At 38.2% G+C, this 18018-nt stretch carries 12 protein-coding genes and 1 pseudogene; 2 read left to right on the forward strand and 11 right to left on the reverse strand.

Going from position 1 to position 18018, the window contains the following annotated elements; genetic code table 11:
- Positions 1–405 precede the first annotated feature (405 nt).
- The 7 genes and pseudogenes from ACQKN2_RS18505 to ACQKN2_RS18535 form a co-directional block, all read right to left on the reverse strand.
- A complete protein-coding gene (locus ACQKN2_RS18505; protein ID WP_427416248.1) occupies positions 406–1431 on the reverse strand; it encodes a DUF916 and DUF3324 domain-containing protein in 1026 nt (341 codons plus the stop codon).
- 274 nt (positions 1432–1705) lie between these two features.
- A complete protein-coding gene (locus ACQKN2_RS18510; RefSeq protein WP_427416249.1) occupies positions 1706–2512 on the reverse strand; it encodes a WxL domain-containing protein in 807 nt (268 codons plus the stop codon).
- Positions 2513–2529: 17 nt separating this feature from the next.
- On the reverse strand, positions 2530–3384 hold the full coding sequence (locus ACQKN2_RS18515; RefSeq protein WP_427416250.1) for a WxL domain-containing protein: 855 nt from the start codon (positions 3382–3384) through the stop codon (positions 2530–2532).
- A 1177-nt stretch (positions 3385–4561) separates the two neighbouring features.
- Complete coding sequence (locus ACQKN2_RS18520) at positions 4562–5431, reverse strand: GNAT family N-acetyltransferase (RefSeq protein ID WP_427416251.1); 870 nt, start codon at positions 5429–5431, stop codon at positions 4562–4564.
- 709 nt (positions 5432–6140) lie between these two features.
- A pseudogene (locus ACQKN2_RS18525) lies at positions 6141–6380 on the reverse strand (alanine racemase C-terminal domain-containing protein); the annotation flags it as partial.
- Between the two features lie 45 nt (positions 6381–6425).
- A complete protein-coding gene (locus ACQKN2_RS18530) occupies positions 6426–8258 on the reverse strand; it encodes an ABC transporter ATP-binding protein (RefSeq protein ID WP_427416252.1) in 1833 nt (610 codons plus the stop codon).
- On the reverse strand, positions 8258–9979 hold the full coding sequence (locus tag ACQKN2_RS18535; RefSeq protein WP_427416253.1) for an ABC transporter ATP-binding protein: 1722 nt from the start codon (positions 9977–9979) through the stop codon (positions 8258–8260). The genes ACQKN2_RS18530 and ACQKN2_RS18535 overlap by 1 nt, the downstream gene beginning before the upstream one ends.
- Before the next feature lie 475 nt (positions 9980–10454).
- Here ACQKN2_RS18535 and ACQKN2_RS18540 point away from each other — a divergent pair, with 475 nt between their 5' ends.
- Positions 10455–12476 (forward strand): EAL domain-containing protein, encoded by a 2022-nt coding sequence (locus ACQKN2_RS18540; protein WP_427416254.1) that lies wholly within the window; start codon positions 10455–10457, stop codon positions 12474–12476.
- Positions 12477–12960: 484 nt separating this feature from the next.
- Here the strand turns inward: ACQKN2_RS18540 and ACQKN2_RS18545 are convergent, their stop codons facing one another.
- The 4 genes from ACQKN2_RS18545 to ACQKN2_RS18560 form a co-directional block, all read right to left on the reverse strand.
- A complete protein-coding gene (locus ACQKN2_RS18545) occupies positions 12961–14304 on the reverse strand; it encodes a flagellin (RefSeq protein ID WP_427416255.1) in 1344 nt (447 codons plus the stop codon).
- Between the two features lie 15 nt (positions 14305–14319).
- Positions 14320–14505, reverse strand: a complete 186-nt coding sequence (locus ACQKN2_RS18550; protein WP_427416256.1) for a leucine-rich repeat protein — start codon at positions 14503–14505, stop codon at positions 14320–14322.
- 392 nt (positions 14506–14897) lie between these two features.
- A complete protein-coding gene (locus ACQKN2_RS18555) occupies positions 14898–15365 on the reverse strand; it encodes a threonine/serine exporter family protein (protein WP_427416257.1) in 468 nt (155 codons plus the stop codon).
- A 12-nt stretch (positions 15366–15377) separates the two neighbouring features.
- Positions 15378–16130 carry a threonine/serine exporter family protein gene (locus ACQKN2_RS18560; RefSeq protein ID WP_323650953.1) on the reverse strand — a complete coding sequence of 251 codons (753 nt, stop codon included), beginning with the start codon at positions 16128–16130 and terminating at the stop codon, positions 15378–15380.
- Positions 16131–16389: 259 nt separating this feature from the next.
- On the opposite strand from ACQKN2_RS18560, the gene ACQKN2_RS18565 reads away from it, so the two are divergent.
- The gene (locus tag ACQKN2_RS18565) at positions 16390–17796 is read left to right on the forward strand and encodes a polysaccharide deacetylase family protein (RefSeq protein WP_427416258.1); all 1407 of its coding nucleotides are present in this window, start codon (positions 16390–16392) and stop codon (positions 17794–17796) included.
- Positions 17797–18018: the final 222 nt, after the last annotated feature.

Consider the following 18018-nt stretch of genomic DNA (forward strand, 5'->3'; position numbering starts at 1 on the left):
TGTAGCGAAATCGAAGCGCCAGCTACAAAGATCTCCCACCTCTGAAGGTGACGAGATGAATGCGGATGTGATCCCTTTTCAGCTGGTGTCCAAACGCCTAATGAATGAAGATAAAGTCTCAGGAGATATCACGGATGTTAAAAGAATGGATATAAGGATGTTAGCCTAAAACCTTCGCATCTTGCGAGAACAGCTAACTAACCTTCATCGATACAAAACGCCACATCATGTCGGCCCCCATGAAGGCCTAGACACTATTCAAAATTCGGACGCATTGTTTTTCTGTAGAGATAGCTACAATTACGTCAAGCCGAAATTGATCATAAATCTGTGTGGAAAAGTTCGAAAATAGCACCCGATCAGACATATCCCAAGCTTCTAAGACAAATGTGTATCTTTTACTACTTACTCATTCGTTTCTTGCTCTTTTTTCTTTCTTTTCCAAAATAAAAACGCAAGTAAACCAACTAATAGAACTACTAGCAATCCTACGATATACCATACATAGTTCGGACCTTCAATTGTTACGTCTTGTGCATTGAATTGTTTTGCATCATCAGTTTTGATTGTAAAATCTTTTGTGAATTCCCATGATTCTTGGCTAGACTTAGCCTTTAAATGTAATGTATACGTTCCCGATTCGAACTTTTCACCTTCCAAAGAAATCGGATATTCAAAGTTTGAATTTGGCGCCATTTGCATGTCTTGCTTTTGGGATGTATACAGCTCTTGTTCTTTCCCTTTTTTTGTAATAACCGCATCCACTTCAAAACGATTTAAATAGGTTGGCGTGGGATTTTGCAGCGTCGCATTAATGACATTGCGCGCATTTACTTGTCCAGATTCCACCTCATGTAATTGTAAATCTTGTTTCACTTTTTCATCTGTCTCTTGTAGCGTAATTCCCACTACATATGCATATTTATTTTCAATACTTAAACCTTGTGTAGTTTCTTCATCTTTAGTTGAGGATGCTTCCTTTTCCTCTAATGTAATACCGCCTGCCAAAATCCCTTCAAATTCCTCTTCAGGCATCGTTACATGTAACTGCAAATCTTTACTTCCATTTGCTGGAATCGTAATTTCATCTTCTGTTTGAATTAAATCTCCTAACTCATAAAGCAATGAAGGATCACGTTCAGCTTTTGTCGGGCCATACTCTACAACACCATTCAGGTTTGTTGTAGCTGAATGGATTTTAGGCTCAATAACGACATCATCTTCTGTATCATTTCTTAATTGAATCGTTAATGTCTGCTTTTGATTTGGCTCCATTTTTAAATTGAAATAAGATTTTTGTTTATCAATTTGATTATCTGGAATTACAGTTTGTACACCAAAATTAAATTCAGATGCAGAAGCAAATGGCGTAAACCATACTAAGCTTACGATTAATATTCCCAATAAGGTCCATACAGTATTTTTCCTCATAATTTTTTCCATCCTCATTCCTTAGAGACCGCTGTTTAAGAAGTTTCTAAGTTACTATGGCAAACACCCGCAACGCCTCCTGCTTAATCTCTTGTTCCTGTTGACTTCAATACGTTTTACTTACGCTTTGTCGCACATAGAATTAACAGAATTCGACGCGGGTTTTTACCTGTCATATCAAACTATTACAATGTAATGATAGGATACTATTTTTACTTTTGTAATCGTCCCATCATGTCATGGATTGTTGTTATTCTTTCTCTGTTTCAGGCACTTATTCAGGCTCTGTTACTCCACCTTGTCCAGGCGTGTCTGTTAGTGTCCACGTTAGTGAAGTAGAGTATTTTTCTGCATATTTTGTAGTTTTACCTGGTACTGAAAGTTCAATACTTTCCCCACCTGTAGCGTCATCACCAAATGCTAAGACATAAGTACCAGCGCCTTCCCCTGCCTTCGCAGACATAATATTTTCAGCTACACCAGTTCCATCCGTTTTTAACGTAAATGACTCTTTAAAAATAGATGGCTTTTTAGATGCAGAAGCTGTATTCACCCAAGCATTTTTAAAAGTAATTTCAGCACCCTCTAGTTCTTTACCTGATTCGCTCTTAAATTGGCCATTTTGCTTCACTTGCAGGGACCAACCTGTCTCTGTTCCACGATTATCGGTAACTTGAACATAGTTCGGACCTTCTGGTTTTTCACGTTTTCCAAATTTTTGTGCTTTCGCTTTGTATACTTGATTAGTAGAAGTAATTTTTTGCTCACCGAAGTCCAAGCCAGATGCATAGTCAATACTTAACGGACCAGGTGTTCCTGGCTTCGGTTTACCATCTGGTTCAGTTGGATCTACTGGTTCTACTGGATCTATTTTTCCTGGATCAGTTGGGTCTACTGGTTTTGTTATGTCGTCTTTACCATCACCTGGTTTAAATGTGAGAATTGCTTTCGTATCATAGTTTGCCTCTTTCTTGCTACCTCCACCTTCCTCTTCTGCAAAGGAAGGAGTTACGCCTCCCGCTAATACGAAACCTGTTACCATTGTTGCTGCAATACCTAGCGTTTTAAAATTGATTTTCATTTTTTTACCACCCTTTATTATTCTTTGCTTTCTTCGCTGTTATTTGGTACATCCGATAAGTTCCATGTTAATTTTGTACTATATCGAACGGCATCTTTTTGCGTTGACCCTGGAACAAAAAGGGTAATCGCTTTGTTTTTTTGTACTTTTTTACCATCATCATCAGTCATCTCTTCTGTCTTCTCTCCCCAAAGGTTTACCCAAAGGCCAGCCCCTTTGCCCTTCTCTGCTGACATGACATCTGACGCATCTCCAGGAACTAATACAATATCTTTAGCAGCTGTTGGCTTTGCTTCCTCTGTCCCTGTTTGACCTGAAATTTTTGGGTCACTAAATTTGATTACCGCCCCTTTTAATGTTTTATTCAGTGTTCCTGCATCATCATTAGAAAACTGACCTTCTTGTTTAACAGTCAATTTCCAACCCGCATTTGTTCCGCGATTATCTGAGATTTGAACATAGTTTGGTACATATTTACTTTTACTGTTATCTGCCTTGTCAACGATCTTTTGTGCATTCGCATAGTAAGTCACATCTTTAGTGGTAATTTTATTATTAGTACCAAAATTAAGGCTTGACGCAAAATCCAAACTTAGCGGTCCGCCAGTTCCTTGTCCCGGCTTGTTTGGATCTTCAGGATCTACCGGATCTATCGGATTTACTGGCTTCTCTGGATCTGGATCAGTTGGATCTACTGGTGGTGTTGGTTCGCCGCCGTCATTTGACTTAAATGCCACCACTCCTTCTGATCCATAATTAATACTTTTACTTTCTTCTTTAGGTTCTTCACCTTCTGCTGAAGCAAATAATGGTGAAATCACCATTCCACTTAGTGCTGTGGCAATTGCTGCAACTTGTACTGTCTTTTTCATTTAGATTCTCCTTTCAACTCCGTTTTGTTTTTTATATTTACGTACCTGGATTAAAGGTTGATACGGTAAATAACTTGCCTCATTGGTTCGTGATGATGCCATTTCTTTAAACCCCAAAAACCGCATCGACATTCACCATTTATTCCTTTTATTTCAATATTATCCCAATCAAAGGACGCGAAAGGACCCCTTGGACGGGTTACATTCCCTCCATTTCATTGTTTTTATTTTTTATATTGACGTATCAGATTGAATGCTGATACGGTATATAACCTACAATTACGATTCCTAAAGTAAGATGCATCTCCTGTTCGTGGATTTTTTCTATATCCTTAAACTCAGGTCCATCTAAATTAGGGTCAACATACTTGTCAAAAAAGTTTTTCCACTTGCTTTGATCAGATTGCGATTCCATATTAGATGAAAAAATGCTTCAAAACATCGCTGCTATTACTACAAATACAAGATTATTTACTTTTTACACTTAACATATACCTCTAACTGAACGTCTTTAAACATATTTTTTCTCTTTTAAGTCTTTTTTTACTTTCCATCCCTTACGGTTACTGATTGTATCGCATTTTTCCAAAGAATAAAAATCAACTTTTGTTACTTTTCCGGAAAAACTTGATAATGTTAAAAACTATTGCATACTTTGGATTTTGCGTAATGACATTCACCGCTTCTGTATTATTGCAAAGAAAGTTTTCCTCTTGTTTTGTTAAGATTACGATTCCGTATTTAGATGAAAAAAACTTTAGAAACATCCATACTATTATCACAAATACAAGATTATTTACTTTTTACACTTAACTTATACCTCTAAATGAACACCTTTAAACATATTTTTTTCTCATTTAAGTCTTTTTCTACTTTCCAGCCCTTACGATGACCGATTGTATCGCACTTTTCTAAAGAACGAAAATCAATCTTTTCTTACTTTTGAACATATTTTGATAAACTGTTTATTTGCATTCTGATGATTATTCTTTTCGACCTTCTATTCCAGGTTCGAATGATGCTTCCTTCCTTTGAAAGAATGACTTATCCAACCTTTTATGTAGGTCATTCTATCTCCATCTGAAGAGTCCCCGCTTCCTAATCTCTAGTATTTTGACTTCGTATTGGACACAAAAAAAGTGAGAAGCGATGCTAAAGCACACTCCTCACTCTTTATTTATTGTTTTACGAAATAATCGATTTGCTGAGCTTTCATAAAGCCCGCTTTTTCATAAACAGAAAGGGCCTTTCTATTTTCGATTTCTACATCCAGCATGACGAATTTTGCGCCAATTTTGCTCGCATAATCTTTGGAAAATGAAAGCATTGCAGTACCTATCCCTTGCCCCTCACAAGTTGGATGCACTGCCAATGCTGTTACCCATTGAATCTCATTTTCCTGGGCAGTCGTTACTGTCCCAACAACATCTCCGTCTTTACGTGCTACCCATAGCTTTCTTCCAGTCGTTGACGTATTAAAAGCGATTAGCTCCTCAGACTCTTCAGGTAGGTCTCCAAACGCTGCACTATAAATAGCAATCAGCTCTGCCTGTTCATCTGTATAAGGAATAATTTCGATATCATCCTTTAATTCTACTGACTCTGCTTTTGTTTCTAAAGTGGCCTCTGAAAAGCTATATGTAAAGCCTTTCTTTTCAATAAACGTATGTCCAAAAGGTGAGCCATCGATCACTACCGCCAATTGACCTTCTGCGCCACGCTCTTTGAGGCCTGCCTGTAAAACATCTACTAAAGCAGTTCCAATTCCTTTTTGACGGTAAGTAGGTGTTACAACTAAAGACCATTCATATGTGTGAAGCCCCATTAAATCTATTGCACTAGCTGCACCTACTAAGACATCTTTGTCATCTTCATAAGCAAGTACCATAAAGCCCTTCGATTCAAAGGAACTCGCCATAGGCAAACCCATAGCCGTTTCATAGACACGATAGTCCTGTGTAGTCGCTTCTTCACACAATACTTTTAATTCGTTTAATGTTTCCCCATCTAACGGAAAAGACACTGTCATCACTGAAATATTCATCATTTACTCCGTTCTTGTATCAAACTATTGCCCTATTGTAGCAAGAAAGAAATTAAGCTGGCAACAAATTATATTTTTAGAACTTCTTTTATTGACAATTTCACTTCAAATATAGTGAAAATCAATTATGCCTCGGCATAATTGCGTCCAGAATCGGCTTTATGTAAGCACAAAGTACTCCTTTCCGATTCTGTGACATCCGCCAGAGGCTTTGGGCCAACGTGATGTTGGTCACTCAGTCGTTGCCACAGGACGTAGCGTTCTTAGACTGAGTTCCTCTATTCTAGCGGATGCTTGCCCGCTAAAAGAAGTTAAAAAGTTACTATGATTATTGACGGTTATAATGACTGAAAGTTACTATAATCAATAGGTAAAAATCTATTATACTAAACACTCATTCGTTACAATTTACAAGTCTTTCCCCTCAAATGATAGATTCCTTCTTATCATAACTATTGGGCAAATATTATGAGCCACATGATGCAACAAGATGTAAATAGCAAAGACATAATCATTCAACTATCTTTCAAATGTCACTCACAACTCTAGAATTAACCATAATTATACCATTTATATAAATAAATTACATTCAAATTGTGAGATGATATGCCTACCATATCTCAATTACTGTAAGTAAAAACTCCTTCTCAATCTAAAACGAGAAGGAGTTTACTAAATATATGAATATAAAATCAGGATTATGCTTTGAGAATTACCCTTTTGTAGCCTGCAATCTTGTACCCAACCTGCTCAGTAGCTCATTTGATATGCTATCTGCATTATCGGCAACCTCTGATGCAGACAGTTGCTCTTCACCATCTCGACCAATGATCGTAGCAATATCGCCTACTGCCACACTAGGTATATCCGTTACATCAATGGCAAGTTGATCCATACAAATTCTCCCGACTGTTGGTGCTTGACGCCCATCAATTAGGACATTGCCCTTGCCGTAAAATTTAATTTAGCACTGTACATTTACTTGTTTTTATCGTTCCTACTCATCAAGATGATGGGAAGAAGATTGTAGCATTTGCGCATAAATGCCACCGGACTCCATTAACGCTTGTTGAGAGCCTGCTTCGACTAACTCGCCTTTGTGCAGAACAAGCACCATATCGGCATTGTGCACTGTATTTAAACGGTGAGCAATAACAAAGCTTGTGCGTCCCTGCATTAACACATCAAGAGCCTCTTGAATCGCAAGCTCCGTAACGGTATCAATACTACTTGTCGCCTCATCCAATAATAAAACTTTCGGGTCAGCAATCAATGCTCGTGCAATGGACAATAACTGCTTTTGACCTTGCGAAATGCCACTGCCATCTGCGGCAAGTACTGTGTCATAGCCGTCCTTTAGCGACATGATAAAGTTATGTGCATTTGCACGCTTTGCTGCTTCCTCTATCTCCTCATCGCTAGCATCTAATCGACCATACCGAATATTTTCACGTACAGTTGCCTCGAACAAAAACGGATCCTGCAAAACAAAGGCCATTTGCGAGCGCAATGCTTGTCGTTCTATTTGCTGAACGTTAACACCATCAAATAAAACCTCACCCTTTGATACTTCATAAAATCTGGCAATCAGCTGCAAAATCGTTGTTTTGCCTGCTCCGGTCGCCCCAACAAGTGCGACCGTTTGTCCGGGCTCCACGTTAAAATGAATGTCCTTCAACGTGTAACCTTCCTCTTTTTGCTCATATTTAAAGTACACATGCTGAAAGCTCACCTGTCCTACTAGCTTATGCTTTTGCGCTGAAGCTGCCTCCTCTTCAGGCTGTTCATCTAGTAACGCAAACACACGCTCAGCACCAGCAATTGCTGACAGCACGGTATTAAACTGATTGGCCAAATCATTTAACGGTCGTGTAAATTGCCTTGCGTATTCTGTAAAAATAACAATGACGCCGATGGATACATGCCCATAAAGAGCAAGTACACCGCCAATACCAGCTACAATTGTAAAGCTCATATTGTTTAAAAAGTTCATGACCTTCGGAATATAGCCAGAGTATGTCTGTGCCCAAAAGCCAGTACTTTTTAAACGCAAACTTTTTGCGCGAAACTCCTCTTTCATGCGTTCCTCTTGTGAGAAAGCTTTCACAATTCGCTGGCCCGAAATCGTTTCTTCAATCATGCCATTTAGAGCTCCTATGGCCGCTTGCTGCTCCTTAAATAACGGTGCGGTTCTCCGTGTAATCCAGCGCATCGCCCAAAACATAATCGGGATAATCGTCATCGTTAATACCGTTAGTAACGGGCTTAAACTTAGCATGATGATTACTGTTCCCGTCAGTGTTATTACACTCGAAAACACTTGGATAAAGGAGCTATTTAATGTGGAGCTAACGGCTTCAATATCATTCGTCATCCGACTCATTAATTCTCCATGCTGACGACGATCAAAAAAGGAGATTGGAAGTTTTTGAAAATGTACAAATACACTTGTTCGTAATCTATAAATGGTTTGCTGAGCAATGCCAATCATCCAATAGTTTTGCAAAAATAACGATACGGCTAATAGAGCATAAATGCCGATTAACAGCATGATTCCCTTCTCTAGTCCTGCAAGCTCTCCGTGCGTTACGTACATATCAATCATTTTACCGATTACATACGGCCCAAGGAGAGCCAACATCGAACTCGCCAAAACAAGTAGCAGCACGATCAACAGTAGCGCACGTTGTTCATCGACTATTTTCCATAAACGAAGTAGCGTACTTTTCCAATTTGTCGCACGCGGTCCCTTCTTTCTCTTAACCGTCTGCTTCACATCATCCTTCGTCAAAATCGGCTCATAGCCAAAAGGTTTTTGGAAAAATCCCATTATTCCTCCACCTCCTGTTGGGAGATTGCGATTTTTTTATAGAGCGCTGACGTTTGCAAAAGCTCTTGATGCGTCCCGTATGCGACCACTTTTCCAGCATCAATCAGTAAAATACGATGTGCCCCTTTCGCTGTGCGAATTTTTTGAGTGACGACTAACATCGTTGCTTGTTCTTCACTCAATGCCTCCCACAATGCCTGCTCCGTTTTCACATCAAGCGCACTTGTACTATCATCAAGCATCAATATATGCCCTTTTCTTAATAACGCTCTTGCAATCGATAATCTTTGTTTTTGTCCACCTGAAAGATTGACACCTTTCTGACCGACTCTAGTTTCGTAACCATTCGGGAAATCTTCCACAGAAGCATGGATTTGTGCTTGCATAGTAGCATGTAGCACTGCATCCATGTCAGCCTCTGCATCGCCCCAACGAACATTATCAGCAATGCTTCCTGTAAATAATAAAGACTGTTGCGGAACATAGCCGATCGTTTCACGCAGCTCTTGTAAATCCCATTGCTGAACATCTTTCCCCTCTACTACGATTTTGCCTTCTGTCACATCGTAGAAACGTGGAATAAGCTGTAATAGCGTTGATTTCCCTGCACCTGTTGCCCCCATAATGGCCAGCTTTTCACCCGATTTCACTCGGAAGCTTACATCAGAAAGTACTGGTGCGTCTCCCCCAGGATACGTAAAGCTTACATGCTCAAACGCTAATTCTCCAACATTCAAGTCATTCGATGTTTTCTCTGAAGATGATGGTAGCTCAATCTCATTTTCAGTCGAGAGGACTTCTGCCATTCGCTCTGCCGAGGCTTTTGCACGCGCATAAAAAATAATAATAAAAGCAAACATCGAAAACGAACCTGTCATACGCATTGCATAATTGACAATGGCCACCACATCGCCAAGTGGTGTTGTACCGAAAGCTATTTGTTTTGTCCCAAACCATAGCACTGCAAGTAAACTCATATTCATGATGAATAACAATACAGGCATAATATATTCCATTGTGCGTAGAGCTTTGACAGTATCTATTTTTAAGCGTGAGGCCACTTCATCAAAACGAGAGGCTTCATAGGCACCGCGTAAGTAAGCTTTCACTAAACGAATAGCTTGTAAATTTTCCTGTAGCACTCGATTCAAACGATCTACTCTCTTTTGCACACGTCCAAAATAAGACACACCTTTTGCCACCATAACGATAAGAAAAATGAAAATAATCGGTGCGCCAATCACTAGAAACAGCGCTAGTTTAGCGTTGACAACAAAAGCCATAATGATGCTACCAATAACAGCAAGTGGTGCACGAAGCATAATACGCAAACTCATAAACAGCACCGTCTGAACTTGCGTCACATCATTCGTTAACCTTGTAATAAGGGACGCCGTTGGGAATTTTTGATAAGTAGCTAATGTAAAGGATTGTATTTTTTCAAACAATGCATTTCGTAAATCATAAGAAAAGCTCTGTGCTGTATGCGATGAAAAATATGAATTAACGACACCAGCTATAAAAGCTACGAAAGATAAGCCAAGTAACACCATTCCCCATTGCCAAATCATCCCTTGATTTTGAGCTTGCACTCCATCATCTATGATTTTCGCCATAATCAGTGGCTGCGTGAGCTCCACAAACAATTCCAACAGCATTAAACTAAACGCGATAAATGCCGTCCATTTATAAGGCTTTACATAGGAAAAAATTTCTTTCATCTTCTTCCCCCTGTTCTTTATAAAAGAGTTCCATAAATTTAACTATAGCAAGGAACCCCTCTTTAATATCTTTTCTAGTTAACATTCAATTTCCCTTGGAGTGATTGTAGGTGACGCTTGAAAACATTTTGCTGAATGAAGATAAATATGTAAATAATATACTACCCGCAACCGATAAAGGAATTGTTACCATAAAAAGAAACTGCCAATTGCATATGGTTGAGTAACCATTAAAGATCAACGTTTCCTATTCAAGCCAATAAATACTATTCTTTTTAAAAGTACCATACGCTTCTTGTTTCCTATATATATACTAAAAAATGTTATTTTTCTTCAAATCTTTCCATGTTTTTCATTAAAAAAGTCCCTATATTTTATATTATCAAATATTTACAAGTATATTCATAATGACTAATTCCTGATAATTAACTATAATAATAGTATATATAGATTACTCAAGGAGATCGAATAAATCATGAGTCATATGCATAAATCATTTACCATTGATGAACATTATTTAAATTCACTTCCTTTTCCTGCAATTGTCATGAATCAAGATGGACAAGTTATACATTTGGGAAAGCTTGCTGAACAGCTATTTGGTTTTTCAGCTACTACTATTAAAGAACAAACCGCTTCATTCATTCACGAAAACTTACTACATCAGCTTTCATTAGAAAAAATTCAAACCATTTTACAAAATGATGAAAGTACGTATATCAATCAAATTCAACTGAAAACGTATACAAATGAAGAAATTAACACAGCGCTGCTAGCTAAACCATTTACTGAACAAGGAGAGCGTCTTATCCTTATGATGTTTATGCTACCAGAATTAATCATCAATTCTGTCTCAAATTGCGGTACGCTCGTAAACTTAAAACAGGGCTTGGACTCAACATTTATGACCGTAACCCTTGATCATGATGGGTTCATTTTAGAGTGCAATGCTGAATTTCTAAAAACAAGTCAATGGACACCAAAACGTGTGATTGGTAAAACGTTCTGGCAGCTATTCCCTGATACTAAAGACAGTGAAAAGATTGCAAATACCATCTGGCGTAATTTAAACAATGGCCAAACGTGGCAAGGTGAAGTCGAAAAAGTGACAAAAACAGGTCAGTCTTATTGGGTACTACTAACAGCTATCCCAACCTTCAATCTTGAAACAAATGAGCAACAATTTTTATTAATCGAAAAGGACATCACCAAGTCCAAAACTATACAACATCAGCTTGAAAAAATCGCTTATATCGATACAGAAACAAGTCTTATGAATGCCCATCGACTCGAAAAAGTGATTTCCAACATGATTGAGGAGGACAGAAACTTTTCTTTCGTCTATTTAAGTATCGATAAATTTTATACATTAAAAGAGTTACATGATCAGCAAATCGATCAAAGTCTTATTGTAGAATTTACAAATCGTATAAAAATGTACTTCCAAGATAGCACAATGGCACGTATTAACGAAAATGATTTTGTCGTAATTACACCATTAAGTGAATGGTTTATTCAAGGCTTCCTGTCTTACTTACAACAGCATCCAATTTATAACAGTAATGTGGCTGTCCCTATTTCTATTAGTGGCGGAATTACACGTTATCCAGAGGATCAAACTACATTCTCCCAACTAATGAAGGCATCGATTGCTACTATTACAACTGTCCGTGAGGCCGGTGGCGATAAAATCGTTTCACTATCCAAAGCAACACATAAAGCATTAAATCGTAAAGCGTTAATTGAAAAACGTTTACTTCAGGCGCTTGACCAAAAAAACCTAAAAGTCCTCTATCAGCCGCAAATTGATGTTACTTCAGGTAAAATCACAGCTGTAGAAGCACTAGTTCGTTGGGAAGATGAAGTAGTAGGCGTTGTCTCACCAGATGAGCTTATTCCAATTGCGGAGGAAACGGGTCTTATTAATAATATCGGTTCCTTTATGCTCGAAAAAGCTTGTGAACAGGCACTCATCTGGAAAAAAGCTGGTCTAGATTTAAAAGTATCTATTAACTCTTCTGTACGCGAATTCCGTGATAAAAACATGGCCAAGTCCATTCTTGAAATGTTAGCAAAAACGGGTTGTCCAGCGAACCTTATTCAAATCGAAATCACCGAGAAATTTGCCCTCGAAGCAGAAGCTGCTAGCTTTATCACACAGCAAATGCGTAAGCTTGAAAACGAAGGAATCGCCTTTATACTAGACGATTTCGGTACCGGATATGGCTCATTTAGATATATGCAAATTCTACCAATAGATACATTGAAAATCGATAAAACATTTACAAGTTCTTTATTAAAATCTGAGAAAACCCAAAAGCTTATGAACGGCATGGTGCAACTCGGAAAATCTATGGAACTTAAAGTTGTCGCAGAAGGTGTCGAAACGGCTGAACAAGCAGATCTTTTAATTTCTTATGGCTGTGATGCGATTCAAGGCTACTATATTAGTAAGCCAATTTCTGAAGAGGAAATTGAAGCTCTATTCGTTAAATAGTTAATTTAAAAAGGAGGTTACGTTTTAAGAACGTAGCCTCCTTTTTGTTGTTGAGAAACTATTATTTCATTGAAAGTAAGTATCATATTAAATAAAGGTTGGCTCTTACGCAAAGTGAAGGGTTGATTTCCGTTCCGACTGGGCGCTTTGTTGCTGACGCTTCGCTTTCGCACAGAGCAAAGCTTCCTGGGGGCGTCCGATGAGCCGCTTCACTCGCGTTGCTCGCTCCAGGGTCTCATCTGTGACGCTGATCCCCGAGGAGTCGCCCAGCCTCCACTACAATCAACTTATTCTCATTGCATACGTTTAACAAAATGTCATCCAGGGTGTGAGAATCTTCTGCAATCAGTAAGTTGTAGGACTAATGTGAAAAATCAGCTGTAATGGTAGAGAGATATTGTGCGGAGATAAGAAAAAGACCACCTTGGTAGTGGTCTTAAAATTATATTTTTCCTGTATGAAAAAATGACTGATTTAAAGTAACTTATTGAAGAAGCTGTAAAATTTCTGCTGGTTGTTTATTTGATTGAGCGAGCATTGCTTGGGCAGCTTGTAATAAAATATTATTTTTCGTGAATATCATCATACCTTCAGCCATATCAGTATCGCGGATACGTGCTTCAGCAAATTGAAGATTCTCAGATGTATTTGTAACTAAATTATAAGCGTGATCAAGTCTGTTTTGATGCGCCCCAAGACTAGAACGTACACTGGAAACAATATTGATAGCACTGTCGAAATTACTGATACTACTTTGAGCCAATGAGTTATTCAAAACTGAGACACCATTAATTCCTATAGCCTCTGAACGAATATCAGGTATTATTAATTCTGTTGTCTGACCAGAATTAGCTCCTATTTGAAGCTTTAAACCGTTACCTGTTGGATCTGTTGGGCCTGGATCTGGATCTGGATCTGGATCTGGATCTGGATCTGGATCTGGATCTGGATCTGGCTCTAGTGGTGGATTTTCTCCCGCTGTTAAATTAATCTCCCCCTCATAAACAGAAAAATTGCTTCCAGGAGGACATTTTCTTTGACTTACATCAATTGTCATACCGTTATATGAAAATATTAAATTAGTATTACCTTTTGTAATAACTTCCCCATCTGGAGCCGTAATAGTTAAACTTTTTGGAACTCCATTAACATATTCAACAGATAATATTAATTTTGTAAAAAAACCATTCTCAGGGTCATCAATAACCTTCTCGCCTTTATTAAGCTTAAATTTAACAGGGCCATCACCATAGGTATTACCAGGGATATCAATCCAACCATCTTCTGCCGTAATCGGGTCAGACTTTCCTCTCCCAGGTGAATTAAAAGTTAATGTTGGGATTGATGAAGGTGATGAAGGTGGTGAAGGTGGTGAAATTCGTGAAAGTGGTGAAAGTGATAAAGCATTTAATGAACCATTCAGTAATTTTTTAGTATTAAACTCCGTATTATTACCAATCGATGTAATTTCTTTTTTAATCTCTTCTAATTCCATTTGGATCATTGCTCTATCACTATCTGTATTGGTGTCATTCGCTGCTTGCACACTTAACTCTCTTCCGCGTTGAAGAAGTGAATGCACTTCATTTAAAGCCCCTTCAGCTGTTTGTATTAATGAAATACCATCTTGAATATTTTTTCCGGCCATATTTAAACCACGAATTTGCCCACGCATTTTTTCTGAGATTGCCAGTCCAGCTGCATCATCTCCTGCACGATTAATTTTATATCCTGAAGATAGCTTCTCTAATACACTATCAGCCTTTTTCTTATTTTGTGTTAATCTGTTATGTGTATTGAGGGATGGAATGTTATGTCTTACTCTCACATATATCTACTCCTTTTAAATTAAACTAATGGATAGACTGATTTTTACAATTGTTACTTTATTAGAAGAAAATGCACTCGGTCCTATCGTCGTTACGCTTGACGGAATCGTTACACTTGTAAGTTGTTTCTCATAAAATGCTTTGTCTTCTATTTCTATAACTGGTTTACCGTTGATCTCATTTGGAATAACAATACTCATCTAAAAAAATAACAATGGGTAACTCCCTGAATACTATTTTTTATTCTCCCTATAGTTGTTAACACTAACAATCCCCACCAACAGATACAAATCAACTTTTGCTGGTTTTTGAACATATTTTGATAATCGATTTTCTTGAAGTTTCTCGCTCATTAATGTAAGTGCTTCATTCGGCAAAAAGAAAAAGGAATCTGCTCGTTCCTACTTAAGCAAATTCCTTATAGAGCCTACAAAACATGTGCTTACTACTAACTCGGGAGCGACAACGACAATGTTTCATCTGTACAAAGTTAAAGGAGGCTACGTTTAGAACGTAACCTCCTTTATATTGTTCAATCCATTGCTTTGGCTTTTCTATCCGCCATGCTCACGCCTACATTTGATGTAGAGCCTTATTTCTTATAGACCTTTTTAAATGTCTCCTTGCTAGTACGGACAGAACGGAAAACAAGCTGTATCAGCACCTCTGCAAATACCAGTCCTATAACAATGGCACCAGTAATTAAAAATGCCTTAAATCCATACTGTAGCCCTTGTATATAATCATCCTCAACAACATTTCTCATTGCATTGTAAGCCATGCCTCCTGGAACTAACGGGATAATCCCACCAATAATAAAAATAATCATCGGCATTTTGAAGCGTCGTGCATACAAATGGGCAACGATCGCAATGACGAAAGAGCTAAAGAATGAGGCATATACGATATTCATGCCATGCTCTGTTAGGATGAAGTATATCATCCAGCCTACTACCCCAACAAAACCACAATAAATGAGATTTTTTCTAGGAACATTAAAAATAACTCCGATACCCGCCGTCGCAAAAAAGCTAAGAATCAATTGTATGATATAGTCCAACTCGTCTGCCTCCTAAAACGATAGAGTGACGGCAATAGCTGCACCAATTGCAAAAGCTGTTAAAAAAGCCTCTACGCCCTTCGCCATCCCTGATATAAAATGACCTGCTATTAAATCCCGAACTGCATTCGTGATCAAAATACCTGGTACTAGTGGCATAACGGAACTAATAACAATTTTATCTATTTCCGTACCATGGCCATATTTCACTGAAAAGACAGCAATCGTTCCTACTACTAATGAAGCTGTAAATTCTGAGAAAAATTTCACTTTTGTTAAGTCATTTATCAATAAAAGTACTAGGAAGCCTAACCCCCCTGCCAAACAGGCAAAAAGGAAATCAGACCATCCCCCCTTAAACATTATAAGGAAACAACCACTCGCAAGAGCCGCTGATATGACTTGAATATATGTTGGTAAAAAATAATTTGTTTTTTGTATCGACTTTAGCTCGTCATAAGCTTCTTCTAATGTTATCATGTGAGATGTGAGTCTCCGAGATACTGAATTTACCAAGGCTATTTTTTGCAAATCTGTTACCCTGTTGGAAATTGATGTAATTCTCGTTGGCTGTGTCTTGCCTAATGAAAAGATGATCCCTGTGGGTGTGGCGTAACATTGCGCATCCAGCATATTTTGAGAATGTGCCATACGTAGCATTGTATCCTCCACACGGTATGTTTCTGCACCACTTTCAATCATAATTCGCCCTGCAAGCAACAAGCAGTCAATCGTAAATTCATTATCCACTTCATGTAAAACCATTACAGTTAACTACCTCCTTTAAAAGGTTCCTTGCCAATAGTATCGAACTGCAAATAAAAACTCAACTAAAATTTCAACTTTTAACACAAAAGTATTTCGGCTTTCATATGATGAAAACGATAAGCTAATGAGTAATTTATTCATGAGGATTGTTTCTACAAATTAATAGCAAAACTTCGTAGATTCGTATAACTTTTTCAATGACTAACACGTCTGATTGTATAGAAAAATAAATACGGAAGGGAGCGTCTCCATCAAAATGCCGGAACGCAGAAAAAAACGCGGCCCAATGATTGATTTCCTATTAATTGGCCTCATCATTTCATTAACGACTATTATTTTAGTCATTATCCTATCAAAGGATGACTTTAAGTTTCAAAAAATTAGTGCCTCAGACGAGACAAATTCAGATTCAATAACGAGTAACCTATCCACAGAAAGCTCTGCGTTTCCAGGTATACGTATTGTAACAGATGTTTCAAATGATAAGCGAACTCCTTTTGCTATTCACTATCCAGAAACAGATAATAAAGCTTTTAACGAGGCTGTACTACAGTACATAACGGATTCAAAAGAAAACTATCTGTCATCTATGAAAAAAAATAAAGATAAAGAGGCAATGGGTGAGCTGAATATTAGTTTGGACACTTTCCCATATCAGAAGCACTACTATTCCTTTGTGCTAACAAAAATGTTGTATACAGGTGGAGCCAATCCTGAGATTTCAACAAAAACATTCTTTATCAATCATGAAACTGGGAAATTAATTTCCATTGAAACATTGTTGAATAACGACGAAAACAACTTATCGGCATTAGCTACTTATGTACGTAAGGACTTACAACAAAATCCCAAGTTAAAGGAAGAGCTTTTCAAGGATGATGTAATCAAGTCAACTGAACCTAAGTGGTCTAACTTCCATCGCTTTGCTATCGTTGATAATTCGTTACAATTCTATTTTGATGAGTATGAGATTGCTAGTGGAGCAGTTGGTCCACAAACTGTGAAGCTTCCCCTTTCACTTATCAATCCATTGTTAGCTTCTGAATTCCAGATTGCTATGGAAAAACCAACGCAGCCAATTATTACAGGTGATCCAAACAAAAAACGTATTGCCTTAACTTTTGATGATGGTCCACATCCAAAGGTTACAGAACAGATTTTAAATACGCTCGATAAATATAATGCAAAAGCTACCTTCTTTATGCTTGGTAGTCGCGTACAATATTACCCTGATATCGCAAGAGACGTACTTGCAAGGGGACATGAAATCGGTAATCATTCATGGAACCATCCTGTATTAACAAAACTGTCACTAGAGGCGGCCGTAAATGAATACGCATCTACAACTGGGATAATAGAGAAGGCCATTAATCAAACGCCAACTGTATTTAGACCACCGTATGGAGCAACAAACGATACGATTAACGCTCAAATTCCAATTCCTGTTGTTTTATGGTCGATCGATACATTAGACTGGAAGTTCCGTGATGCGCAACAGCTACTCCCTCATGTGAAAAATAATTTACACAATAACGCTATTGTCTTAATGCATGATATTCATCAATCGACTGCCGACGGTCTTGATGCTGTACTTGCTTATTTACAAGGGCAAGGCTATGAATTCGTGACAGTATCGGAAATTCTTCCATATCGTCAAAAATAATTAAAGAAAAAGTCCAATGAACTCAAGGTTTATTGGACTTTTTTGTGTTGAGAAACTTAATTTCCATTAAGGTTAGTAAGACTTTTCTGCAGAACGAGGGGGGTGATTTCCGTTCCAGGCTACTCGCTTTTCTGTGGGCGAGCGTCGAGCCGCTTCCTCCGCTGCGCTCCGTGCAGGGTCTCGCCTGTCTCGCTTTCCCACGGGAGTCGAGTAGCCTTCCAC

Origin of the sequence: Lysinibacillus sp. NPDC093688 (assembly GCF_050280145.1) — a bacterium.
Lineage (GTDB): Bacteria > Bacillota > Bacilli > Bacillales_A > Planococcaceae > Lysinibacillus > Lysinibacillus xylanilyticus_B.